Origin of the sequence: Carboxylicivirga mesophila, assembly GCF_018271975.1 — a bacterium.
Taxonomy (GTDB): domain Bacteria; phylum Bacteroidota; class Bacteroidia; order Bacteroidales; family Marinilabiliaceae; genus Carboxylicivirga; species Carboxylicivirga mesophila.
Window position 1 is genome coordinate 38,273 of the sequence record NZ_JAGUCN010000004.1, and the last position, 25,511, is coordinate 63,783.

Here is a 25,511-nt window from a genome sequence, read left to right on the forward strand (position 1 = left end):
AAAACTCCTCGCTATCAGTGTTTCAATAGCGAGGAGTATCTGAATTTTCAGAAAACCGTAAGGTTGTCTTGACAAAGTTACAACATTGCTAGTTAGTTATATACATTCGGTGACAACTTGTTGCCTGCAAATGCCTACAATCTTAATTTTTGCCTTAATTGATTCATGTCCTCTGAAATTTTGGTTTCAAGCACCCTGGCATAAATTTGGGTGACGCTTAGTGAGCGATGACCCAGTATTTTGGAAACCGTTTCGATGGGTACTCCATTGGAAAGAGTAACAGTTGTCGCAAAGGTATGCCTGGCCATATGCATCGTGAGGTTCTTCTTGATGCTACATATGTCTGCCAACTCTTTAAGATAGCTATTGAGACGTTGATTGGAAGCCACTGGCAGAACACGTCCTTTTAGCAGTGCTTCAGGATAATCTGCATATTTACTTAGAATATTTATTGCATTAGAAAAGAGAGGAATGTGACATTTCGATTTTGTTTTGGTTCGGTTGATTACAATCCACAAGTTGCCATCATTTCTTTGTTGAAGATGAGACTTATTGAGTTTGGCAATATCTGAATAGGCCAGGCCTGTGTAGCAGGCAAACACAAAGACATCTCTTACGGTGGCTAGTCTTGCAAGTTCAATCTGCTTTGTTTCCAAACGAAATAGTTCGTCTTTTGTCAGAAAGTCTCGATGAGCCTCCTCTAATTTGACTTTAAATTTAGAGTATGGGTTTTTCTTGATGTGTTCCAGGGATATGGCCAGGTTCAACACCCTGCGAAGATGCTTATGGTAGTTCCAGGCGGTATTCTGGTGGATGCCATATTCAGCTTTAATATACATATCAAATCGATTCAGGAAATCATAGTTCACTTCATTAACCGGAAAATCTTTGCGAGAGAGCTGGTTGTTTATAAATTCACCCAGCTTTGTTCTGGAAACACGATAATGCTTAAGCGTTTGATAGGCATAGCCTTTTCCTAAGTTGGTTTCAATGGTGTTTAGGTAATAATCAAAAATGGTCAGAATTCCAGGTGTCTCATTCACCCCTAAATACCGGCGTTTAATGCTTCCGATGTCAAATGGTTTACCTATTGATACGAGTTGATTGTAGATGTCGAAGATATCCGTAGTCACCTTTGTAAGACGAATGTTATAGACTTGAAATCCCTCAACATCGGGGTTAATTTTTTGAGCAACTTCGTTCCAGCCATTGGGAGAAATAAAAATCCCCGTTGATAATTCCATCCGTTTTTGGTTCAGCGTCAGCCGTATGTAAATCGGGCAGGAGCCATCTTTTTTAGCTTTTGTTTTTTTAATCACATAGCAACTTATTAGTCTCATATCAGATAGTTTTTTAGGGAAGTGAAAATAGGTCTCGCCGATTATGTAAATTAAGGCCGATTTACGCTAACTTCCAAGTTTAAATTATATCAAAATGAGTCAAATAATATTTTGTGAGTCAGTGAGATAGGATTTGGCGAGACCTATTTTGTCTGAAAAAGCAATAGGTCTCGATTTAGTCCCTTTTAACCCCTGTTTTGATGCTTTTTGATGGATTTTTGTCCAAAACAAAAAGCGCTTAAATCATTGATTTTAAGCGCTTTTGTGTTGTTTTGAATTCATTAAAAGTGCCCAAGACTGGACTCGAACCAGCACGGACTAAATCGTCCACAAGGCCCTCAACCTTGCGTGTCTACCAATTTCACCACTTGGGCCAGTTGTGAAATAGTTGAGCGAAAAACGGGACTCGAACCCGCGACCCCGACCTTGGCAAGGTCGTGCTCTACCAACTGAGCTATTTTCGCAAATGCTGGGCAAAAATATAAAATTTACTATTGATTTCACAGGTTTGGGCTATATTTTTCCATTAGAAATTGGCCAAATCACTTGTCTTTTCAGGCAACAGCTACAGTTTAAGTCTGTTAGATGCCTAATTGTTTTTCGTCTTATTCTCAGATTTATTCTTAATTTAACCAGGGAGAATATTAATTGTAAATTTGGATTACCAATAGTTGGGAAATACTATCAGTTTTATAAGATGAAGAAGATTGTTATTGCACCTGACAAGTTTAAAGGTTCCTTATCGGCAATGGAGTTCTGCGCCATTGTTGAGCAAACTATTACAGGTATTTGCCCCGATGTTATCATTGAGAAATGCCCCTTGGCAGATGGTGGTGACGGAACGATTGACGTACTTCAGTACTATATTGGTGGTGACAGGGTAGAGCTACAGGTCAATGATCCGCTATTCAGGCCTGTTAATGCCAATTATTTACTGTCATCGGATTCAAAAAAGGCCTATATAGAAATGTCATCAGCATCGGGTATACGTTTGTTAAGTCATGATGAGTTAAATCCGATGCATACAAGTACATATGGCACAGGAGAGCTGATAAAAGATGCCATAGAAAGAGGTGTAAAGCATATTATCCTTGGGATAGGTGGCAGCTCAACCAACGATGCTGGTATGGGTATGGCAAGGGCTTTGGGCTATCGACTATTTGATGATGAAGAGCAGGAGTTGGCAGGTAGTGGTGCTGATTTGCTTAAGTTGAGGCATATTGACCTTGAACGGGTTTTGCCGAATCTGAGAGATGTTTGTTTTGAAGTAGCTTGCGATGTTGATAACCCGCTCTTTGGCTCAGATGGTGCTGCCTTTGTTTATGGCAAACAAAAAGGAGCTTCAGATAGTATGATACAGCAACTTGATGATGGTTTAAGGAATTTTAATGCTGTCATTAATCGTTTGAATCATATTTCTCTGCAAAATGTACCAGGAGCTGGAGCTGCTGGCGGATTAGGAGGAGGATGCATCGCTTTCTTAAATGCCCGCTTGTCTCCTGGGATAAGGCTTGTGATGAAGGAAGCGAATTTTCTGGCTAAGATTCAGAATGCAGATTGGATAATAACCGGTGAAGGAAGTCTTGATGAGCAGACCTTAGCAGGCAAAGTGGTGAAAGGGATATGTGATGCACAGGTTGCCCAGAAACTGGCTGTATTTTGCGGAAGCAATAAGTTACAAGATGCAACAAACTATTTTGATTATGTGGGAGAACTGATGCAGATTTCACCAAATCAGGAAGAGGCTATTGCCAATGCAGAGCATTATTTAAAAAAAGTAACAGAAGAATTTGTGAGTAAGCACCTTTGTCCCTGAAAAATAAAATCTACTTGACAGCTTCTGCAATAAATGCTTTTCTGTAGGCCTGGCGATCAGCCAGAACATGATAGAAAGAGTCAATCAGCTTAATGCACTCTTGTCTGGATTTCAAATCTAGTGGTTCAAACTCCAGCACTGTAGTTACCAGGTCGTTCTTTTTAGCCTGATAATGAGCAATGGCTTTCTCTAAGGCATCTATCGATACCTTTTTTCCTTTGTAGCGACTTTCAATCAGTTCACGGCCCATGTAAACTTTCATGTAGCAGGCATCAACAAATTCTGACATATCAAAATCGTAGGGTACAGCAATAGGTGGCGCATGGCGTTCGTCTCTTAACAACGCAACATTGTGTAATTTAGGGATGGACCAATCGGTGTTACCAATCATGTAGTTAAATAAGGCTACCTGTAATATATTATCTTCAATGAGTTGCTCTTGTGTTAGGTTAGCCATTTCAATTTCTTCAAGGCCAAGTCGCTCTGCCATTTGTTCAATTGACTCAATAAAGAACCCATATTTATTAAGTTCTTCACCATAGTTGATGTCAATGTACTTAACCTTAACTAATCGAACCCGCAGGCTTCTTTCGCTAATATTATTATATAGTCGGTAAACGAGAAACTCCCGTAGCATCGTTTCCTGCATTGTCTGGCTGGTGTCCCTGCAGTGCGTAACCAGTTTGAGCTTATCCTGACCTTCAAAAGCAGTGTTTATTGCATCGCGCGTTTTGAACTTAAAACGTAACGGGGGAAAATCGCAGTTTTCTTCTTTTAAACGAAAGTTACCTCTGGTCTTAATTTTGACAGGTACGCTCAGTGTGTCATCACCATCGGTGTATTCAATAGACGCCGTATGATATTCATTAGTGCTTCTGTCGCGATCGGCTCTAATAGCTTTAAAGTCCGCTTTAACGCTAATTTGCAATACATCATTACTCTCGAAAAAGCGATTAGCACTTTCCTTTATTCGCTCCTTTACCAATGCATCCAATTCATTAGTGGCACTAATGCTGCAGGTAATAAACAGGCATAATATAAAGAATGGAATCTTCATGGCTACCCCTTTAATTATACAACCATTGCTAATTGACGATCCTCCTGTGCAATTAATCTTTCCACTTTTCTAAGACGCGGCTTGAAGCGGTTATATTTAACTTTGTTATTAAGTGCAATTGTACCCAGACAATATTTGCTGATTGATAATGGAAGCACTCCTTGGTTTTTTAAAGTTCGTGCAAAAGCCGAGTAAACATCTTCTTTGTCGCGCTTTATTTCTATTATGGCACAGTTACCCAGTGAGTAAGTCTCTGATCCTTCATTACTGAAGTTAATATCTAAATCAATTGTGATGCGTTCACAGGCTTTTTTATTAACCAGGGTGATGCGGTTGAATTTGGTAGTTAACTTAGGTTCCAGTTGTTTAGGATCGTAAGGCGTACAATCATTCACCAGGCATTCTAAACCTTTTGCTATAGGATATGTAAATCTATCTATTCTTAAGCGTTGTTTAGCTGTTCTATTCTTGATCTTCTCTTTAACTTCTATGAATTTATCACCAGTTTCCTCGTATTGTCGGTATCTCACTTTGTAGCGATGGTTTTTACCATTATGATGCTCTTTGTACATGGCTAAATCGTCAGTGTCAAAGTAAATGGTATTATATGCGAGGTTGACCTTATTATTAACGGCCAATACTTCGTAGTCGTCAATATGTTTAGATAATGCCTTGACTAATACAGCCGGAGTCACAATGTATTTTGTGTCGACCCTGTTCAATAGCTTAGCCCGGCTCATCTCTTCAAGAGAAGTCGTATCGAAAAAGCTAACTAACTGTAATAAATCGTTCATGGTTGATATATTTTGTACTCTAAACTCAACAATCAATTCTTAAATTTCGCTGCAAAAGACTCATTTTTCATTTTCACGATATATGACTGAAATCATATTTATTGAAAGCTTAGAAAAATTAACACTAATTTAAAAATCAAAATGTGTCAGAGATTTGTAAAAGACAATAAATCAGATGGATGTGTAAACTTACAAATTGATTAAAATGTCACTAAAAAATGTTAATAATCATGAAATACTAAATTCCGTGTGAATGTTTGGTAACAATCTGTAAGTATTTGCCAATCGTTATTAGCTGCACACATACTTAGTGATTCAATAATCGATCCGTAGTTTCTAAGAAGTTGAAGGATAGGTGGTAGTGTGGAAAAGAGGAGCTTTGAAACCGTTCGTAATCGAACAAACGGACGAACACATGCGAACACCCGCGTTTTTTGCATAAAAAAAAGCTCCAAACGCTAAACTTTATCTGGCAATTGTCGTATTATTACTTCTGAACGCCCAAAACGTAAAAAATAATGGCACTATTTTCATCAAGTAAATATCCAAATACAGCTAAGTACGAGGCTGAGCAAAAAAAGAATAAGGCAGATTATGAGCGCTTTAATCAATATGCCAAGAGTGATGAATTGAAGCGTATCAATGAACTTGAGATATTGATTAACTCGGCTGACTTTACCAAGAAGGTGGATAAGTTGAAGAATGAGAAGTTTAAAGATACCGCTGAATTCAGGCAGTTACAGAAATACACAACTCAAAAGAAATCTGCAGAGTTTAAGAAATACTTCAAATATGTAGCTTCGGGTATGCCTGAACGTGTTAAGCAAATTGAGGTATCCTCAAAAAGGAAAGAGCTGGCTGAATTGAATGAGTACGTGCGAAGCAGTGAATTTCAGAGTGCCAGGCAGCAAAAAGGTTTTAAGAAGTCAGAAGCTTACCAGAAGTTTAAGCGTTGTAAGGCATTAACTAAAGACAAGGAAATAAGATTGTTTAATAAGCAAGTTAATTCCTCACTTTATAAAAACTACCTGAATATCCACGATTCAGAGCGATTAAAAACCTACCAGGAACTGGAGCAGGAAGTTACTTCTGAAAAATTTATTTCTTTCAAAAACTGGATGGAAGATAAAAAGAAGTTTCAGAAGTCAGAGGAGTATAGTTTAATTCAGGAGTACAATAAGCTGGTGAAATCACCCGATTATATATGGTATAAAAAGGTGGAGAAGGATAACTCCTTTGGTGAGATTAAAAAGTGGCAACTGCTATTTGAAGATGATTTCTCATCAACTTCACTGAATCGCGAGAAATGGATTACCGGTTACTATTGGGGGAAAGCGTTGCTCAATAAAACGTATGTGCTCGAAAACGAAAAGCAGTTTTTTACCGACAATAACATAAGTATAAGTGGTAAAGGCGTGCAATTGAACACGCGCAATGAGCATGCAGATGGATTGGTATGGGATTCTCAGCGAGGATTTATGCCTAAAGCTTTCGATTTTACAGCAGGGCTTATTAGTACCGGACAAAGTCATCGTCAGCAGTTTGGTAAAATTGAGGCTAAGGTGAAAGTTGATCACGTGCACCCGGTTCGTCATGCATTTTGGCTGGTAGGTGAAAAGATGGCACCACAGATTGACGTATTCAGGTTTGAAGATAAAAATGCTAAAAGCCATTTGGCAGGTTTGCAACTAATAAATGGTAAGGGGCCTGAACTGCAGTCTAAAGCTGTTAAGGGAGCTAAATTTGACAGCGACTATTTTGTGTATTCTATAGAGTGGACAAAGGATAAGTTAAGCTGGTTTATTAATGGTGTGAAAGTTAATGAGCAAACAAATAATATCCCTGATACACCAATGTACCTGGTATTTAGCTCGCATATTACAGATGATGTTGAGAAACTTGATGCCTCGGCTAACATGTATGTAGAATGGGTACGATGCTATCAGCAGAAAAACTAATATAGTCTATCAACTTGTAAAAAAGGGGATTGTGCTCGCAGCATAATTCCCTTTTTTTATAATAACGCAGGTGAGATGGTATTGAGTTATTTTTAAGTTAGTTTTGCTTTAAGTTTAATACAAGTGTATCTGTAATGAATAAACCAAAAACGGAAAATTATAAATTCTGCCAAAATAAGAAATGCGAATACTTTCCTTGTCATAAAGTGAAAAATGAGGAGGAATTTAACTGCCTGTTTTGTTTTTGCCCTCTATACATGCTCAAAGGTAATTGCGGAGGCCACTTCAAATATACAAATGGTGTTAAAGATTGCAGCGGATGTTTATTGCCTCATACAAAGGGTGCCTATGAACATGTAATGAGTAAAATGGGAGAGGTTATAAAAATTGGAAGTGAGCAGGAATGACACTATGTGTTGAACCTTGCACAATGATTACATATATCCGGGGAAATATGATAGCAAGTAGAACTATTCTTAGCAGTAACACCAATTGTTCACTAATATGAAGCATTGTATTTTTTTTCTGTTACTAGGATTTCTTTTTAACACCAGTTTGTTGGCCAGTGAATTGTCGTCATCTTTATTAAAGGCTATAAAGGCAACAGAGCACAAGTATAGTGAGCGTAAAAAGTTTGATGAGGTGAAGGTGCAGCGTATTAATGAACTGAAAAATCAATTGCAGGCGCAAGGTAGTACACTGAATGATTCTCAACGCTATGAACAAAATAAGCAATTATTCATTGAGCTTTATTCTTTCAAGAGCCAGGAGGCATTTAATATAGCTCTGCAGATGGAACAGCTGGCTAACCGGATGAAGTCGTCAGATAAGCGGGTGGAGGCCTTATTGTTTAAAACTGATGTATTGCTTTGTGCAGGTTTATTTAACGAGGCTATCGATGTTATTGCACAAGTGGGAGAATTATCATCAGAACAGTCCAGAGTGCATTATTTTAGCCTGATGACAAGACTGTATGGCGATCTGCTAGCCTATAATGATGTGTCTGCCTACCACCCGGAGTACAGGTTGTTAAATCATGCATATGCCGATTCTCTGTTGCAGGTAGCTAATGAAAACCATGTTGACTATCAGTTGGTGAGAGCACTGAAGTTGATTGACCTGGATATGGCAGAAGACGCTCTTGACCATTGCAGGCTGTTTGTGGAGCAACCCAGTGCATCAGAGCACGAAAAAGCAAAGATATATTCCTGTATGGCCTGGGCCTGCTATCATCTCGGGGATTTGGAAGGACAGGTTCGCTACCTGCTGAATAGTATTGAGTCAGATATTCGCTCGTCAACATACGAAACAACTTCCGGACGCTTGATGGCACAGGTATTGCTGGAAAATGGCGAAATCAGGCTGGCTCACCAGTTTCTGATTAGAGCCATTCAGGATGCAGAGTTTTACGGTGCCCGCCAGCGTAAAGCAGAAATAACACATATTGTGCCCATTATTGAGCTGCAACTGAAAGAAATACAGCAAATACGTTTAGCAGCTCTGGCGTCTATACTAATGGTCGTATGTGTTAGCCTGGTGGTGATCATCTATTTGTGGATGCGACTGGTACGCCGACATAATGAAGTCAAAAGGGGACGTGATATTATAAATGAGCAAAACAGCTTATTGGCCACCCGTAATGAACAGTTAACAGAGTCAAATAAAATTAAGGAAGAATCACTTACAAACTATTTCGAGCTAAGTTCTGTGTATTTCCATGAAATGGAGAAAATGCAGGCAAAGATCAGAAGTTTGCTTCTGCAGAAGAAATACGATGTTATTGCAGATTATCTGACTAAGAGTGGTCCGGGCGATGATAAAGAGCAACTGTTTGAACGGTTTGATGCCCTGTTTAATAGCTTATTTCCTACGTTTGTTGAAAGAATAAATGTGGTATTGGAGCCATCGATGCAGATTGAAGTAACCACACCTGTTACGCTCAGTGCCGAATTGCGTGTATTTGCACTGTCGCGATTGGGAATTGATAGTGCTGAAAGGGTGGCATCAATTCTTGGGATTTCCAGAAACACGGTTTATACATATCGGAACAGGGTAAAGTCCAGGGCTAAAATGGAACCGGATGAGTTTGAGCAATACGTAATGTCAATTCCTTCCTTTTAATAGCTGTGCTTTCGGTGCATCCATATTCCCGTAAACATGTAAATGGTGTAGTAGTGTGGCCAGTCAGGTAGTATTATACCCTGTATTGGATCTGTACTTTGTTTAGTGTAATATACAGAATATCAATGCGTAGTAATTTGTTATGTCTGTACTTAGTGTCTGTTTCTTTCTTTCGATTTGTATCCATTGTATTTTAGCAACATCGTATTACGACAGCTTGAGCTATCATAAATTGATTGGTATAGTCACACAAATTACATTATATACATGAAGACAATCTTGAACATTTCAGCGGTTCTGATATTTACTTTTGGACTGATGAGTTGCGGTCCGGCCGACCAGTACAAAATGGTTTCATCTCCCGATAATCAATTAAGCATTGGTTTTGATTTGAACGATGGAAAACCTTATTATCATGTTTTATACAAGCAGGACACAATTATTTATCCTTCGCAATTAGGATTTACTTTTAAAGAAATTCCTGCCCTAAAAGACGACTTTAAGGTGCTAAAAACACAGGTCAATGAGTATAATTCAACCTGGGAGCAACCTTGGGGCGAGAATAAGAAAGTGGACGACCATTATCGCGAACTCGCGGTTCAGTTGCAAGAGGCGAAAGAGCCGTGGCGTCAAATGAATTTATATTTCAGAGCTTATAACGATGGTGTTGCATTCCGATACGAATTACCTGAGCAAAATAACCTGGCTGATTTCGTGATCATGGATGAGTTGACGCAGTTTGATGTCAAAGGCAATCCGGACACCTGGTGGATTTGGGCTGACTACAATACTTACGAGAAATTATATCAGCAAACACCCATGGATGAGGCATCGTGGGTAGCCACTCCTGTTACCATGAAAGGAGAACAAAACATTCATATAAGCATCCACGAAGCTGCCTTAACAGATTACGCCGGCATGACACTTAAGCAGAAGGTGAAAGGTGTTTACGAAGCTGAATTGGTTCCCTGGGCCAATGGAGAAAAGGTGCGTGGTTCGGCTCCTATGAAAACACCCTGGCGCACCATCCAGATTAGTTCCGATGCTGCCGGTTTGGTGCAGAGTAATATGATACTCAACCTGAATGAACCCAGTCGTATTGAAGATACATCGTGGATTAAACCGATGAAGTACATCGGGATTTGGTGGGGGATGCATTTGGGAACAGAAACCTGGTATCCGGGACCGCGACATGGTGCAACCACCGAAAATGCGATAAAGCACATTGATTTTGCTGCGGACAATAATATCGAAGGTCTTGTTATTGAAGGCTGGAATGATGGATGGGAAAGCTGGGGGGCTAAGGATGCCTTTGATCACATTACGCCGGCCACTGATTTTGATCTGAAAAAGGTAGCAGCCTATGCGCGTGAGAAAGGTGTCATGCTTATCGGCCATCACGAGACAGGTGGAGATATCGAATCATATGAGAAATACATGGAGGCGGCCTATAAGATGTGTCACGATCTGGGGATGCATGCGGTAAAGACAGGTTATGCAGGTGGAATTTATCCGCGAGGAGAGCATCATCATGGCCAGTTCATGGTACGTCATTATCGTAAAGTGGTTGAGTTAGCTGCCAAATACCAGATTATGCTTGATGTGCACGAGCCTATTAAGCCAACGGGGATTCGACGCACCTGGCCGAATATGATGACTCGTGAAGGAGTAAGAGGCATGGAATGGAATGCGTGGAGTGAAGGAAATCCGCCATCGCATACTGTTATAATCCCATTCACAAGAGGGCTGGGCGGTCCTACAGATTATACACCCGGTACTTTTGATTTGCTGTTTGAAAATGCCGGTGAGCGCGTGAAGTGGAATACAGAAGATATAGGCATGACACGCACACATACAACTCTGGCAAAACAATTAGCCAACTTTGTGATATTGTATAGTCCGCTGCAGATGGCCAGCGATTTGCCCAAAAACTACGAAGGGCATCCGGCATTTCAGTTTATTGCTGATTTCAATGCAGATAGTGATGAGTCGCGCGTGTTGAACGGTGAAGTAGGACAATACATTACTATTGCCCGAAGAAGCGGGCAGGAGTGGTACCTGGGAAGCGCTACCAATGAGGAAGCCAGAGCGCTTGATGTCAAATTGGATTTTCTGACGCCGGGATTGAATTATACCGCACAAATTTACAAGGATGCAGATGACGCCGATTGGAAAACCAATCCTCAGGCCTATTCGATTATTGAAGAAGAAGTGTCATCCGAAACTGTTTTAAGGCTGAAGCTGGCTGCAGGTGGCGGACAGGCAATCAGATTTGTAAAAAAGTAACCCATCTTACAATTTTTAAGGTAAATCTCTATGAAAAGAAATCCAGGTATTCTTATAATTTTACTATTAGCCTGTGCACAATTTGTTGCTGCACAGGTAGGCTGGGAAATCAGCACAAATGAAAAGAACAATTATGTGCCCACCTGTGTGGCTAACGGTCAGATAGGTATTGTACCGGATGTAACACCTTTCAGGACTCGTGAAGTAGTGTTGAATCATGTTTTTGACAGGGCGGCACCTTACGATGTGAGTCGTGTCCTCAGTGGAATCAATCCGTTTAATCTGGTAGTGGCTGTTAATGGTGACACCATTCAATTGGGAGATTGTGGTAAATGGGAGCAGGTGCTGAATATGCGCGAAGCTTCTTTGAAGGCTGATTTCTAATTTGATAAGAAAGCTACTGTATCGTATTCAATTGGTGCTTTGCGACAAATGCCTTTTGGCGGACTGATGCAGGTTACCATCAATGCTGAGAAAGATATGGTTTTGGATGTGGCCAACCTCATTGAAACCCCTTCCAATTATAAGAATGTGAGGTCGCTATACCGTATGATGCAGGATTTGGATGCACGCATGCCTGTTTTTCAAACAACAGCCGCCAGTCCTTTTGGTGCACATGATGTTGCTGCTGCATCGGGTTTTATCTTCGAGGGGGAGCGACCTGACTTGCATCACAATGTGCATAACGTCAATCAGGCATATCAATCGTTTAGGGTCAAACTTAAAAAGGGTGAAAGCTATTCATTCAGTTTGTTTGGAGCGGTATGTACATCCAGGGACTTTAATGATCCATATGGAGAATCTGAACGTATGGTGGTTTTTGCCCAACGCGAAGGAGCCGCTAAGCTGCTACATAGACATCACCAGGAATGGAATGCGCTGTGGGAGAGTGATATTATCATTGAAGGCGATCCGGTGTCTCAAACCGACATCCGCTTTGCCTTGTACAACCTGTATTCCTATCAGCGCGTAGATAGCGACTTAAGCATTTCCCCCATGGGACTGTCGGCTCCCGGATATAATGGACACATTTTCTGGGATTCAGAATTGTGGATGTACCCACCTCTTTTATTGTTGCAACCTGCAATGGGACGTTCGATGATGAATTATCGTGTGGATCGTTTACATAAAGCCAAAAAAAAAGCCCGCAATTTTGGATTTAAGGGCGCTATGTATCCTTGGGAATCGGATGACTCGGGTGAAGAAGCGACACCAACCTGGTGTTTAACAGGTACATTTGAGCAACACATAACTGCAGATGTGGGTATTGCTGTATGGAATTATTATCGTCTGACAAAAGATATCGACTGGCTGAAAACGAAAGGATGGCCTGTTTTGAAGGCGGTGGCCGAATTTTGGGCCAGTCGTGTGACATCAAATCCGGATGGAACTTATTCAATTGAGAATGTGGTTGGAGCCAATGAATTTGCTCACGGAGTTACCGATAATGCCTTTACCAATGGCGCTGTTAAAGTCGTGCTAAGTGATGCTGTTAAGGCGGCCGGTTTGTTGAAAATAAATGCTCCGGCTGAATGGGCGATAATAAGCGAACAGCTTCGTATTGAGAAATTCAGGAATGGGATTACAAGGGAGCATTCGACCTATGAAGGTGAAATAATTAAGCAGGTAGATGTGAATTTGCTGGCCTATCCGCTTGGACTTATCACCGACGAAGAAACTATCCGAAAAGATCTTGAATATTATGAGTCTAAGATATCACCGGAAGGACCCGCTATGACTTTTTCGGTGTTTAGTATTTTGTATGCCCGCCTGGGCGATGCCGATAAAGCATTTGAAATGTTTCAGCGGGCTTATATACCCAATAAGCGCTCTCCTTTTGGTGTATTAGCTGAATCGGCTGTTTCAGATAATCCTTATTTTGCAACTGGTGCAGGAGGGATGCTTCAGGCTGTATTATTTGGGTTTGTTGGGCTGGAGTTAACAGATGGTGGAATTAAAAGCGGCAAAGCTTGTTTCCCTGTTCATTGGAAGTCGATAACGGTAAAAGGCGTAGGTCCACAAAAAGAAACCTTTGTCAGATACAATGATTAGTAAAAACATGAAGGTTTTCCAGTGATTATTGTGAGTTGAGAATGCTTGTTAAAAATTAAACGGCTGGTTACAGCTTAATTTTTATATTTGCTACACTCATTTAGTTAAGAAATTCCAGATTTTATGAATGAATACATCAAAGATATTTCATTTGATGATATTTTTAACCTTTATTATCCAAGGTGCATACTATTTGCAACCAAGCTGTTAGGTAATAGGTGGGATGCCGAAGAAGCAGTTCAGGAACTCTTTATCAACCTGTGGGCGAAAGGCAAACTGGACACTATTAATGGTTCGGTGAAGAGTTACCTGTTTAAATCAGTCTTTAATATTTGCATTGATGTGCAGCGGAAAAATAAAGTGAAACAGAAGAATGAAACTGATGCTCCTGAAGCTAATGATGCAGCCATTCCATTTAATAACCCTTTGCTCGAGGAGGAGTTGGAGAAGCACATAAGTGACGCCATCAATCAATTGCCGGAAAAGCGACGACAGATTTTTTTAATGAGTAGAGATGAAGGCTTGAGTTATCGTCAGATAGCAGAAAAGCTGGCTTTATCGGAGAAAACTGTGGAAACACAAATTTCTCGTTCCTTGAAGCAGTTAAAAGCTTCTTTGTCAGAGTATCTGCCAGGTATCCTTTTTTAACAGATTATTTTCTTCAAAAAAATATATAAGAGTGTCAGGGTGGCACTCTTTTTTTTCGTCCTTACTGTAGAAACAAGCATGTTATGATCGAATCGGAAAAAATAGAACTATTAATTCTAAGGCAGTTAAATCAGGAGATTAGCGATGCAGAGCAGATAGTTCTTGATAGCTGGATTAGGCAGAGTGATAAAAATAAAGTGTTTTACCGGAAACAGGTAGAACTATTCAAAGCACAGCAACTGATTTTTTCAAAAAACGATATCGCCTTATCGCGGGAGCAGACCAAAACAGGTGTCATTAATCACTTGCTCCGAAAGTCCAATAAGGTAAAAAACTTTGTGTATTCATCACTTTCTGTGATGGTAGTTGGGCTGGTTGTGTCTACACTTCTTTTTAATACCTCTATTGCCGAGAAGAATCGTTTGCTGGCCGGTGAGTTTAAGATTGTAGCACCGGCAAACAGCCCGGCCAGCTTTGATTTGCCAGATGGCACCAAAGTGATGTTAAATGCTGCATCAGAGCTGGTTTATAGTTACAATGCTGCTTCAAATAGCCGATTGGCAAGTATCGAAGGAGAAGCATTTTTTAATGTGGCACATGATAAAAAAAACGCCTTTCTGGTTGAGGGCTATCAGCATACTGTAAAAGTATATGGCACCGAGTTTAATATGAAGTCCAGCCGCCAATCAAAGCAGTGTGAAGTAACCCTCAGGGAGGGGTCAGTGGGCATACTCAATACCGCACAGCAGGAGATTGCCCGTTTAGAGCCCGGTCAGCAGTTCTTTCTTAATAAAGAAGGTGATGCTAAAATTCAGGCAGTTACGCATATGAACGAGGTGACCGATTGGACCACCGGTCGCTATGAATTTAAGGACGCTACGCTCGAAGAAATAGCCGCCACATTATCTGATTTGTATGGTGTTAATATTGTTATTCAGGATGAAGTACTTCGGAAGAAGCGCTACCGCTGTGTTATACAAAAAGAACAATCGGTACTTAAAACGCTGCAACGTTTTAGTATTATCACAAATCTCGATTATGAAATTAATAATGAATTAATCACACTTAAACAGAAATAGCTAAAAACAAATTTGAACTATGAAAGAAAAGGCTGGAGATAAAACTCTAGTTGAAATCAAACTGACTTAGCCAAAGAAAAACGGGAATAGCTGCAACTACTCCCGATGTAAGGTACAACCGGTCTGCAAACCGGCTATAACTAATTATAACAGTATAATTAAGCATTACAAATTTATGAAAAAAAACAAAACCGTAGTTGGTATCCCCCGGAACCAGCTCAAGAAACTAGCACTTGTTATGAAACTATGTGTTTTATTGATGATCGTGGGAATGATACAAGTGAGTGCAGCTACCTTTGCACAAAACGCTAAAGTATCAATTAACCTTAAGCAATCGACGTTATCCAGAGTCTTCGATGAAATTGAAAAGCAATCCAACTTCAATGTATTTTACAGTAAAGAAGATGTAGACGAAAACCGTCGGGTGGATATTCAAATGCAAAACGGAGGTATTGAAGAAGTATTAGATAAGGTACTCAACCTGGACGAGTACAAATACCATATTATTGACCAGGATATCATTATCACTAAGCGTTACCAGGAAGGACAAATGTCAAATATGCAACAGCAGATAACGATTAGTGGAATTGTTACTGATGATACAGGGGAACCGTTACCTGGGGTTAATGTTTTTGAGAAAGATAATGTAACAAATGGTACCATTACAAGTGTTGATGGCAGTTACAAGCTGACCGTCAGCTCAGAAGAAGCTGTGGTCGTTTTCTCATTCATTGGGTTTAATGAGCAGGAAATGAATGTGGCCGGTCGCAATACTATTAATGTCACATTGGTGTCTGAAGCCCTTGATATTGATGAGGTAGTGGTAACGGCTCTGGGTATTAAGCGCGAAAAGAAAGCACTGGGTTATGCTGTTCAGGATGTAAAATCTGAAGCGCTAACGCAGGCTGGCGATGCCGATCTGATTAGTTCATTGCAAGGAAAGGTTGCGGGTGTTCAGATTAATCAGTCGGGAGGTGGTATTGGCGGAACTTCACGAATTGATATTCGTGGAGCCAGTTCATTAACTGATAATAATGCACCGCTTTGGGTTGTAGATGGCGTGCCATTTGACAATGGTAATGAACGTGATGGAGGCATCTGGGGAGGTACATCCCGTGCAGGAGGTGCTTTCGACCTGAACCCCGAAGATATTGAGTCAGTATCTATTCTGAAAGGTCCTAATGCAGCAGCCCTTTATGGCGAACGAGGCGGTAATGGAGTAATTGTGGTAACTACAAAGAAAGGAACCAAACGCAAAGGTTTAGGTATAAACTACTCTGGCGGCGTTACCTTCTCTGAGGCAGCTTACATGCTCGATTTACAGGAGCGCTATGGCCAGGGAACAGATGGTGTTTATTACAAGGACAGTGAGTGGTCATGGGGTCCTGAAATGAATGGTCAGGAACTGGAATCCTGGACAGGCGAGATGCTGCCGTTTACAGCTCAAAAGGATCGTTTGAAAGATTTCACCAGAACAGGATTGAGCCACAAGCACAATTTGGCTTTTACAGGTGGTAATGATGATGGTACCTTCCGTGTATCATTGGGTAAAGACATTATGAATGGTATTTATGAAGATCATAAGGTTGAAAAAACAACCTTTGACTTTAGAGGAGACTATAACATAAACTCTTGGCTGAATATCGATACTAAGCTTTCGTATTTTGTGACTGAAGGTGATCAGCGTCCTGAGATTGGTAACTATAGCTACATTTCTTATTTCAACGGCATGCCGATGAATATCCGCAATCGCGACCTGAAGCCAGGTTATAATATTGTATCAGGTGAGCATGTAGAAAAGCTTTACACCACCGTTAATGCCAACAACCGTAATCCATACTTCCTGCAGGCACAAACCGATAACAGCGATAGTAAAAACCGAACCTTTGGATACATTGCCGCCAATATCAAGCTACATAAAAACCTGAAAGCAAAGTTCAAATATGGTCTGGATTTCTATCAGTTTAATGCGGTTGAAGGATACCTGTACGCAGATAATGTTGATCCTTCACGCCCTAACTATAACACTGAACAGAGTAACTTTAAGGAAGAGAATTATGAGTTTTTACTTTCATACAACAAAACTTTTAATGACGACTGGGCAGTAGGTCTTAATTTTGGTGCTAACAATATGTCGCGGGTTGACAAGCGTTTGCGCGGTACTTCTGGCCGTTTGGCTTCAGAAGGTGATTATTTCCTGGGAGCCGGTTCAAATATCAATGCAACCGAATCTATTACTGAGTCAGAAGTGCGTTCAATCTACGGATTTGGCCAGATTGCTTATCGCAACAAACTGTTTTTTGATTTCACAGGGCGTAATGACTGGTCATCAACCTTAACATCTGCTGATGCTGATTACGATAATTCTTACTTCTATCCATCTTTAAGTTTAAGTGGTATTATCTCAGATATGGTTGAAATGCCATCATTTATCTCATTTGCCAAAGCACGGGCATCGTGGGCACAGGTTGGTAAGGCTACCGATCCTTACAACACCAGTCAGCTGTATAAATTAGAAAGCTGGAACTATGGTTTAACAACGGGTATTGTTCCTGAAGATGCTGTTATTGAGGATTTAAAGCCCGAAATTTCTACCTCATGGGAAGCAGGTGTTGATTTACGTTTTTTTAATAATCGATTGGGCTTGGATTTTACCTATTACAATGAATTGACTAAAAACCAGATTGTGAATATAGAGGTGGTTCAAAGCTCTGGTTATAAGACGAAATACATTAATGCAGGTGAGATTAGTAATAAAGGTATTGAGTTTATGCTATCTACTATACCTGTTAAAACCAAAGACTTTAAATTAGGATTAGATTTCAACTTTTCGAAGAACGAAGGTATTCTTGAAGCGTTGCATGAAGACCTTAAAGAATATGATTTTGGCAGCAATGTATGGGCTGTTGAAGGTGGAAAACTTGGCGACATCAGAGGCTCTGTTTATGCCCGCAATGAGCAGGGACTGATTATAGTTGATGACAAAGGTTTACCAACATTAGCACAGGGAAGCGACCATGTGATAGGTAATATTCAGGCTGATTGGACTGGATCTGTTAACCTGACAGCTGATTATAAGGGTGTTTACATGTCGGCTTTATTCTCGGTACAGCAGGGTGGTGATATTTTATCAAGTTCAGAGCGTGGCGCTACCTCGGCCGGTACAGCTAAGCGTACCGATGTAAATAATCGCATGGCCTTTTTTGTTGATGGCGTGACAGCTGAAGGCGGTGCCAATAATGTAATGGTAAGTGCCGAAGAGTACTGGCGCCAGGTAGCTAAAGTAGATGAGGAGTTTATGTATGACGCATCGCACATGAAATTAAAGGAGATTGTGGTAGGGTATAATGTACCTAAAACACTCCTGCAGCGAATCTCATCCAATAATCCTATTCAATCGATGCGTATTGCATTAGTTGGTCGTAACCTATGGTATTTGTATAAAGATACACCAGGTACCGTGCCCGATGCCAGTGCTTACAGTTCGGCATATGCGGCTCAGGCCTTTGATTTTGCTCCTGTTCCTTCAACCAGAACCTATGGTTTCTCGATTAATTTAGGATTTTAATCAGCTAAAACATGAAAGACATGAAAAATATATATACAGCATTATTCGCCTTATTGCTCCTGATTACAGCTTCAGGCTGTTCCGATGACTTTGGCGATATGAATGTGCCGTCGGATGCAACAACCACCGTAGAACCAAAGTTCTTCTTCAATAAGATGCAACAGGAAGTATTTGCCAATTATCAGCGAAATGTTAACCTGTATCCCGATTTATATAGTCAGTATTGGGCTAATACTGTGTCTAGCTTCGGTTCACCACGTTATGAGTATGTCGATGGGTGGATTGGTAACCAGTGGAGTGAAATGTATACTCGTCATTTGCGCAGTTCACAGGCTATTATTGACCAGTTTGGTGATAATGAGTTTTATGTTGATGCGCTGGCTATTAATGATATATGGATGTGCTACTGGTGGTCGCGTATGACAGATACCTATGGAGATATTCCATATTTCGATGCCAGTAAAGGCGATCCGGTGCCTTATACAGCACAAAGCGAAATTTATGATGATTTATTTAAGCGTCTGGATGTAGCTGTGAAAGCCATTACAGGTGATACAGAACAGTATAGTTATGGATCGGAGTACGATTTGATTTACAAAGGTGATGTGGAGAAATGGAAACGCTTTGCTAACTCTCTGCGCTTGCGTTTGGCTATGCGCATTGCCAATATTGATCCTTCCCGGGCCGAGGCGGAGGCTAAAGCAGCTATTGCAGGGCCTGGCGGACTGCTGGTTGATAACGGTGATGTTGCCCGTGTGCCAATGTGGAGCGAAGGCTGGTACGATTACCTTCATCAAATGGCCTGGGCCTGGAATAATATCCGTATGTCAAAAACCATGTCAGATTACCTGTATTCTGAATCCACTGTTGATGAAGATCCGCGCACGCCAATATGGTTTGCCTACCAACGTATAGAAAACGATAAGGCAGTTCCTAAAACAAAAGAAGAAGTTGGAGAGGATAGGTATCAGGGGATTGAAAATGGTTACAATCTGGTACCGGCAAATGCTAAAGAGGCCTATGCCACCATTAACCTTGAAGGTGGATACGAAGATTTTGTAGGCAATGGCTCTGATAAGATGTACTGCCCGGTGATGTTTTATGCAGAAGTGAAATTTTTATTGGCCGAAGCAGCCTTGCGTGGCTGGGCATCGGGTGATTATGAGCAACTGTACAAAGAAGGAGTACAGGCATCCATGGATTATGTGGGAGTAGAAGGTGCTGATGCCGAAGCTTATATTGATGGCCTGCCAGCTTTTTCTGGTTCTAATGAAGGCCGCCTGAAGCGTATTATCACACAAAAATGGCTGGCCAACTTTCCCAATGGAGTTGAAGGCTGGGCTGATTTTCGCCGTACTGATTACCCTGATATCACGTTGCCTTTTGAAGGTGTTAGTGGTAGCTCTACGGTAGCATCCGGTACTTGGGTGAAGCGGGTTCGCTATCCGGATAATGAGCATCGTCAGAATGAAGAAAATATGCCGGAAGGTATGCGTTCTGAAGACGATGACAGAATGGATATTAAAGTATGGTGGGATACAGCTGATACCAAAGCGAAGGTGGATGGCTTAATGAATTCTAACTTCTAATAAATCCGAATTAAGATGAAGAAATTATATAATTACAGATTCACAATATTATCAGCAGTATTTGCTGCATTTATGATGGTAGGCTTTGTTTCATGCGAAGATGATGAAACAAGTGGCCCCTGGGATACTAATGCCCTGGATGCATTAATTGTAGAAGCCGAAAGCCTGATTGCCAGTTCCGAAGAAGGTGGTAACCCGGGTGATTTCAAGCCTGGTGCAATCAAAGAACTCCAGGAATGTGTTGATTGGTGTAAGTGGAAAATAAACAATTCAGATAGTCAGGATGATATAGTTGATGCCACTAATAAGTTGCAGATCTACATTAATAAGTTTAAAACAAATACGGTTGCACTTGCTATTCCATGGATTAAACAAAATTCGGATACTTACATACAGATTTCAGATAATATTAAGTCAGTGCTGGATGGTGCATGGACGATAGAAATCGAGTGTTACATTATTGATTTAAATAAGCTTGATTATTCGAGTTATCTGTTCAGCTGTGAACAGTCTGGTCCTGACAGTGGTTTTGGAGTGCGTTATTTCCCTGATGGAAATATTCAAACTGTTGTTGGTAATAATAACTGGGTAGATACAGGTAATCAAGCCGGTGCCGGAACAATGAAAGTAGGGCAGTGGATGCATGTTGCTTTAAGTAACGATGGTTCTCACCAGGTAATGTATGTTGATGGGGTTGAGGTGGCTACTAATGATAATACCCACATGCTATCGGCCGATAAACCTTTTGTGATTGGTAATAGCCCTATGTGGACAAGCAGAGCCTGTAATGCAATGCTTCGTGATTTGCGTGTTTGGAACGGAGTGCGTAGTGCTCAGCAAATTGCAGACAATAAAGATGCCGATATGAAAGGTGATGAGGAAGGTCTGGAAATGTACTTTCCGCTTGTAACTGACCTGGGCGATAGCTTTTCTGATGTAAGTGGAAAATATACCGCTAAATTAATTGGTGATATTCAATGGCAGCTGGATGGAACGCCTCCGGAAATCTCACTTGATTATACTGCCTTAAATGAGTCTATTGCCGAATTGGAAGCTTTTAGAGGTACCATTACAGAGGGAACTAATGATGGGGATTATCCGGCCGGTACAATTGCTTACATTAATGAATTGATTGCAGAAGGTAATTCAACAAAAGAAAACGCCAGTAGACAAGATGAGATAGATGGCAAAGCATCACAGTTATCATCTAAAATAGAGACGATTAATAAAATGCTGGTGTCTGATGCAGTTGGTATATTCGTAGATCGTGAGGATAAGGATGCTGTAGGTTTGCGTATTACACCAAATTACACTCCGCAAGGTGATTATACCGTTGAGTTTGATGTTAAGGTGCGCTCTCTCTTTGGATATGGAACAGGTGAGTTCTTTAACAATGGTGAGTATGGCGTGTGGGTATATGGCTACCAGGAATTAACGGAAGAAAACGTTTTGGCATCAGGTGGCCTTTGGAACTTTACTAATGCAGGTAATGGCTGGCAGGGTCCGAAAACCGATCCATTGGTAATGAAGACTGGTGAATGGCAGCATGTAGCTTTAGTGCATGATAATACTGCTCGTACAACCAAAATTTTTGTTGATGGAGTGGAGGAAGCTGTGTTTGAAGATATAGGAGCACCTAATGTTTCCGGTTGGGGCGAAATGTGGCTCGGCAATGGCTGGGGTAAGATGGATGGTTATATCAAGGACTTCCGTTTGTGGGATGTGGCTCGCGATGCTGCAGACCTGGATGCTGAGATCACCGGAACTGAACCCGGACTGAATGCTTATTTCCCGCTTGATAAGGTAGCTGGGGTTAAATTCGAGGATGTTACTGGTAACTATAAAGGTGAGATGCGTGGTATTTCATGGAATAAGTAGTGTTAACCTAATCTAAAACTGAGTGAAAAGCCGTGATAATTGGGTCACGGCTTTTTTTAATCCTGGTCAAATCTCTTTGAAAAGATGACCACAATGCGTAAGATTTATGCAACAAATCTATACATCAACAGTTTTATCCACCTATTACAAACATAAGGAGGCTGACAGGCAACTAGCTTGGGAACGCGCATTATTATTGTATGGACTTGAACAAACGTCAATTGGTCTGGCTTTCGAGCAGTATTCAAACGTTACAAGCCTTGCACTGCAACAGTTCTCACCTGATTTAGTATATAAAGCAGGAGCTGATTTTATTGTTATAGCATCCGATAAACTTCATTTAAAGGATATCAGTACCATCAAACAGCTTAAATCAGATGTAAGAACAGCGCATATTCCTATTATAGGATTGCTAAAACAATTTTCTGACCTAAAGCATATCAGTTGGCTAAATGCCGGCGTCGATCAGGTTTTTCAGTGGTCAATTGATGTACGTGTATTGTTGGCTAGTGCACATGCATTAATTAAAGAACGTAAACGCCTGAAACATTTGTATCAAAAAAGTGCCACTATTGAATCAGGCAATGGAAATGGTTCATTAGATCAGCTATTCATCAGCAGAGCACGTAATGTGGTACTTGATAATTATTCAGATACAGCATTCAATATTGAACAGTTTGTCAGCCTGATGAATGTAAGTCGTACAATGCTCTATGTGAAAATCAAACAATTAACAGGGAAAACAACAAGTGAGTTTGTGAGAGATATTCGTCTTGAAGAAGCAGCCCGACTATTAAAAGATGGTATGCTCAATGTTTCTGAGGTGGCTTATAAGGTGGGTTTTAAGGATCCCAAGTATCTGTCAAAGAAGTTCAAAATACGATTTGGAACTACACCAAGTGATTTTCGAAGAGGAAGATAGGGCATTATAAATGCTTTGGATGCAACAGCATTTAGAAGTTGTTGAGTGATGTTGGTATTGGTAGTTTTTTTATGTTAATTCCGGTATAAATGAAGGATGAGCTGGTTTATGGCTCATCCTTTATTCTTCTTTTACAAAGAGTTATCTTTTATGAATTGAATGATTTCATCAATGTATCCAAAAGCTACACCAACCACAGTATCAGCAGCCCCATAGTAAACCACTACTTTCTCATCGTCGTTAAGTGCTGCACAAGGAAATACCACATTGGGTACATCACCGGCCAGTTCATATATCTCGGCAGGCGCCAGTAAGTATGGTTGACTGCGGTACAGTACTTTATCCGGTTGCTCCAGGTCCAGCAGCGCTGCTCCCATCGAGTATCGGAAACCATTACAGGTGTTAATAACGCCATGGTAAAAAATCAACCATCCGTCTTTTGTCTTGATAGGTACAGCGCCAGCTCCAATTTTAGTGCACTGCCAGGCGCTGTCCTCAAAGGGGGTTACTTTCATCACACAACGGTGTTCGCCCCAGTATTTCATATCAGGGCTATAACTGAGGTAAATATCGCCAAATGGTGTGTGGCCATTGTCACTCGGGCGGCTAAGCATGCAATATTTACCATTTATCTTTTCAGGAAATAAAACGCCGTTACGATTAAAAGGTAAAAAGGCATTCTCGCATTGGAAAAATTCCTTAAAATCAAATGTGTAGGCGATGCCAATGGTTGGGCCATGGTAGCCGTTGCACCACGTAATCCAGTAACGATCATCAATGAAGGTAACACGCGGATCGTACTTGTAGTCCGAGTCAATCATTTGCGTATTACCAGCCTGCATCTGAATCGGTTCATGATCGATGTCCCAGTTGATACCGTCTTTACTAAAACCGGCAAAGATATTCATCTGAACAGCTTTGTTGTCGCAGCGAAATACACCTGCAAAGCCATCGCCAAATGGCACAACAGCGCTATTAAAAATGCTGTTAGATGTTGGTATGTGGTAGCGTCCGATGATAGGGTTTTCGGAGTAACGCCACATTACGTCTTTACAGCCGTCAGGGCGCTCTTCCCATGGAATTCTGTTAGTCATGATATGCTATTTTAATTAGTTTCATTTTCAGAGTGTACAAAAGGTACAAAGCGTGCCGCTAAAAGCGAAGGTATGGTGGCTATTAGTACCCATATAAAAAATACCTTATAGCCTAACCAATCACTCATCCATCCACTGAACATGCCGGAAGGGATAATGCCGAGGTTCATAATGCCCGAAGCAAATGCATAATGCGCCATTTTGTATTTGCCTGGGGCGATTTGCTGCATCATAAAAAGTATTAAGCCAACAAAACCAAAGCCATAACCGAACCATTCGGTTAGAACAGAGGCATATACCCAGCTTATGTTTTCGGGTCTGAAGAGCGATAAAAGGAAATAGCAAACAAATGGTATGTTAAAAGCAAAAGCAAGGTACATTAACGACCGCTTTAAACCATGCTTCGAAATAAAGTAACCACCAAGTAAGGAGCCAGCAACGAAAGATATACTGCCTGCTCCATACACCGAGGCAACCTTAGATGTGTCAAAGCCTAAGCCGCCATCCGCAAGTGGAGCTTTTAAGAATAAAGGCACAATTTTCAAGGCCAATCCTTCTGCAAATCGATACAAAACAATAAAAATTATGTGCCATATGATAAACTTCTTTTGGAAAAACAACCGGATGACCTCCAATAAAGCCCTGAAGCCTTCTTTTAAAGAAGAAACCTGATGGGTAGAGCTGCCTCCTGAAGGAAGCACTTTTAGATGATAAAACCCCAATATTATCATTAAAGCACCACAAGCTGCCATAGCCCACATCCAAGCCGTGGCAGGCCCCATTGTTTTACTTAGTGTACCAGCCAGGTAGGCAAATCCTGACATGGATATGAACTTGGCAATGTTGTATGCAGCACCTTGCCAACCAATAAACCTAGCCTGATCCTCGCTCGATAACGCGTTGATATAGACGCCATCGGTTGCAATGTCATGAGTCGCACCACTAAAAGCTAATATGGCAAAAAAAGCTATGGAGTATTGAAAAAATGATGGTAAATGCAGAGAAAAAGCAACAAACATCAGTGAGACACCTGTTATCCACTGAGTAATTAAAACGAAATGCTTTTTTGTTTTAAACATTTCCAATAAAGGACTCCAAATAGGTTTAAAAGTCCAGGGTAGAGTGATTAATGCGGTCCAAAATGTAATTCTGGCATCGCTAATGCCCAGGTCTTCATACATAAGAACTGAAGCCATACTTACCAAGGCGAAAGGTAACCCCATGGCAAAGTATACTGATGGAATCCATAGGGCTGGTGCTGTTGTTTTACTCTTATTCATTAATCGTTTGTTTATAGTCTATAACTGAA

General features: G+C 40.8%; 17 protein-coding genes, 2 tRNA genes and 1 pseudogene. 13 read left to right on the plus strand and 7 right to left on the minus strand.

The genetic code is table 11. The annotated features are described in order from the left end of the window. Positions 1-134: 134 nt before the first annotated feature. The 3 genes from KEM09_RS04925 to KEM09_RS04935 all read right to left on the minus strand — a co-directional run bounded on the left by KEM09_RS04925 (position 135) and on the right by KEM09_RS04935 (position 1,804). Complete coding sequence (locus KEM09_RS04925; protein WP_212226306.1) at positions 135-1,340, minus strand: site-specific integrase; 1,206 nt, start codon at positions 1,338-1,340, stop codon at positions 135-137. Between the two features lie 288 nt (positions 1,341-1,628). After that, positions 1,629-1,714, minus strand: a tRNA-Leu gene (locus KEM09_RS04930). 17 nt (positions 1,715-1,731) lie between these two features. Further along, positions 1,732-1,804 (minus strand) — tRNA-Gly (locus KEM09_RS04935). A gap of 233 nt (positions 1,805-2,037) precedes the next feature. Between KEM09_RS04935 and KEM09_RS04940 the strand changes: the two genes are divergently transcribed. Then, the gene (locus KEM09_RS04940) at positions 2,038-3,156 is read left to right on the plus strand and encodes a glycerate kinase (RefSeq protein WP_212226309.1); all 1,119 of its coding nucleotides are present in this window, start codon (positions 2,038-2,040) and stop codon (positions 3,154-3,156) included. Between the two features lie 10 nt (positions 3,157-3,166). Here KEM09_RS04940 and KEM09_RS04945 read toward each other — a convergent pair whose 3' ends face one another. Both KEM09_RS04945 and KEM09_RS04950 read right to left on the minus strand, forming a co-directional pair. Next, complete coding sequence (locus KEM09_RS04945; protein ID WP_212226312.1) at positions 3,167-4,213, minus strand: hypothetical protein; 1,047 nt, start codon at positions 4,211-4,213, stop codon at positions 3,167-3,169. Positions 4,214-4,227: 14 nt separating this feature from the next. After that, positions 4,228-5,007 (minus strand): polyphosphate polymerase domain-containing protein, encoded by a 780-nt coding sequence (locus KEM09_RS04950; protein ID WP_212226315.1) that lies wholly within the window; start codon positions 5,005-5,007, stop codon positions 4,228-4,230. Positions 5,008-5,525: 518 nt separating this feature from the next. Between KEM09_RS04950 and KEM09_RS04955 the strand changes: the two genes are divergently transcribed. From KEM09_RS04955 to KEM09_RS05010, 12 genes and pseudogenes are all read left to right on the plus strand, one after another. Then, positions 5,526-6,965: a glycoside hydrolase family 16 protein gene (locus KEM09_RS04955; protein ID WP_212226318.1), complete on the plus strand. Its 1,440-nt coding sequence runs from the start codon at positions 5,526-5,528 to the stop codon at positions 6,963-6,965. A gap of 134 nt (positions 6,966-7,099) precedes the next feature. After that, entirely contained in the window at positions 7,100-7,372 is a 273-nt protein-coding gene (locus KEM09_RS22120; RefSeq protein WP_212226320.1) for a cysteine-rich small domain-containing protein, read from the plus strand. Between the two features lie 97 nt (positions 7,373-7,469). Next, the gene (locus tag KEM09_RS04965) at positions 7,470-9,086 is read left to right on the plus strand and encodes a DUF6377 domain-containing protein (RefSeq protein ID WP_212226323.1); all 1,617 of its coding nucleotides are present in this window, start codon (positions 7,470-7,472) and stop codon (positions 9,084-9,086) included. A 267-nt stretch (positions 9,087-9,353) separates the two neighbouring features. Beyond that, complete coding sequence (locus KEM09_RS04970; protein ID WP_244824843.1) at positions 9,354-11,372, plus strand: glycoside hydrolase family 97 protein; 2,019 nt, start codon at positions 9,354-9,356, stop codon at positions 11,370-11,372. Between the two features lie 30 nt (positions 11,373-11,402). After that, complete coding sequence (locus KEM09_RS04975; protein WP_212226325.1) at positions 11,403-11,756, plus strand: hypothetical protein; 354 nt, start codon at positions 11,403-11,405, stop codon at positions 11,754-11,756. Positions 11,757-11,768: 12 nt separating this feature from the next. Next, positions 11,769-13,424 (plus strand): annotated as a pseudogene (locus tag KEM09_RS04980) (kojibiose hydrolase); the annotation flags it as partial. Between the two features lie 123 nt (positions 13,425-13,547). Next, positions 13,548-14,072, plus strand: coding sequence for an RNA polymerase sigma-70 factor (locus tag KEM09_RS04985; protein ID WP_212226330.1), 525 nt, complete (start codon positions 13,548-13,550; stop codon positions 14,070-14,072). A gap of 83 nt (positions 14,073-14,155) precedes the next feature. Further along, complete coding sequence (locus KEM09_RS04990; RefSeq protein WP_212226333.1) at positions 14,156-15,151, plus strand: FecR family protein; 996 nt, start codon at positions 14,156-14,158, stop codon at positions 15,149-15,151. 175 nt (positions 15,152-15,326) lie between these two features. Next, positions 15,327-18,719: a SusC/RagA family TonB-linked outer membrane protein gene (locus KEM09_RS04995; RefSeq protein WP_212226339.1), complete on the plus strand. Its 3,393-nt coding sequence runs from the start codon at positions 15,327-15,329 to the stop codon at positions 18,717-18,719. A 20-nt stretch (positions 18,720-18,739) separates the two neighbouring features. Beyond that, positions 18,740-20,308, plus strand: coding sequence for a SusD/RagB family nutrient-binding outer membrane lipoprotein (locus KEM09_RS05000; RefSeq protein WP_212226340.1), 1,569 nt, complete (start codon positions 18,740-18,742; stop codon positions 20,306-20,308). Positions 20,309-20,323: 15 nt separating this feature from the next. Continuing rightward, the gene (locus tag KEM09_RS05005; protein ID WP_212226341.1) at positions 20,324-22,186 is read left to right on the plus strand and encodes a LamG domain-containing protein; all 1,863 of its coding nucleotides are present in this window, start codon (positions 20,324-20,326) and stop codon (positions 22,184-22,186) included. 106 nt (positions 22,187-22,292) lie between these two features. Then, entirely contained in the window at positions 22,293-23,108 is an 816-nt protein-coding gene (locus KEM09_RS05010) for a helix-turn-helix domain-containing protein (protein WP_212226345.1), read from the plus strand. A gap of 131 nt (positions 23,109-23,239) precedes the next feature. Here the strand turns inward: KEM09_RS05010 and KEM09_RS05015 are convergent, their stop codons facing one another. Both KEM09_RS05015 and KEM09_RS05020 read right to left on the minus strand, forming a co-directional pair. Then, positions 23,240-24,202, minus strand: coding sequence for a glycoside hydrolase family 130 protein (locus KEM09_RS05015; RefSeq protein ID WP_244824844.1), 963 nt, complete (start codon positions 24,200-24,202; stop codon positions 23,240-23,242). 11 nt (positions 24,203-24,213) lie between these two features. Then, positions 24,214-25,482, minus strand: coding sequence for an MFS transporter (locus KEM09_RS05020; protein WP_212226347.1), 1,269 nt, complete (start codon positions 25,480-25,482; stop codon positions 24,214-24,216). Positions 25,483-25,511 lie beyond the last annotated feature (29 nt).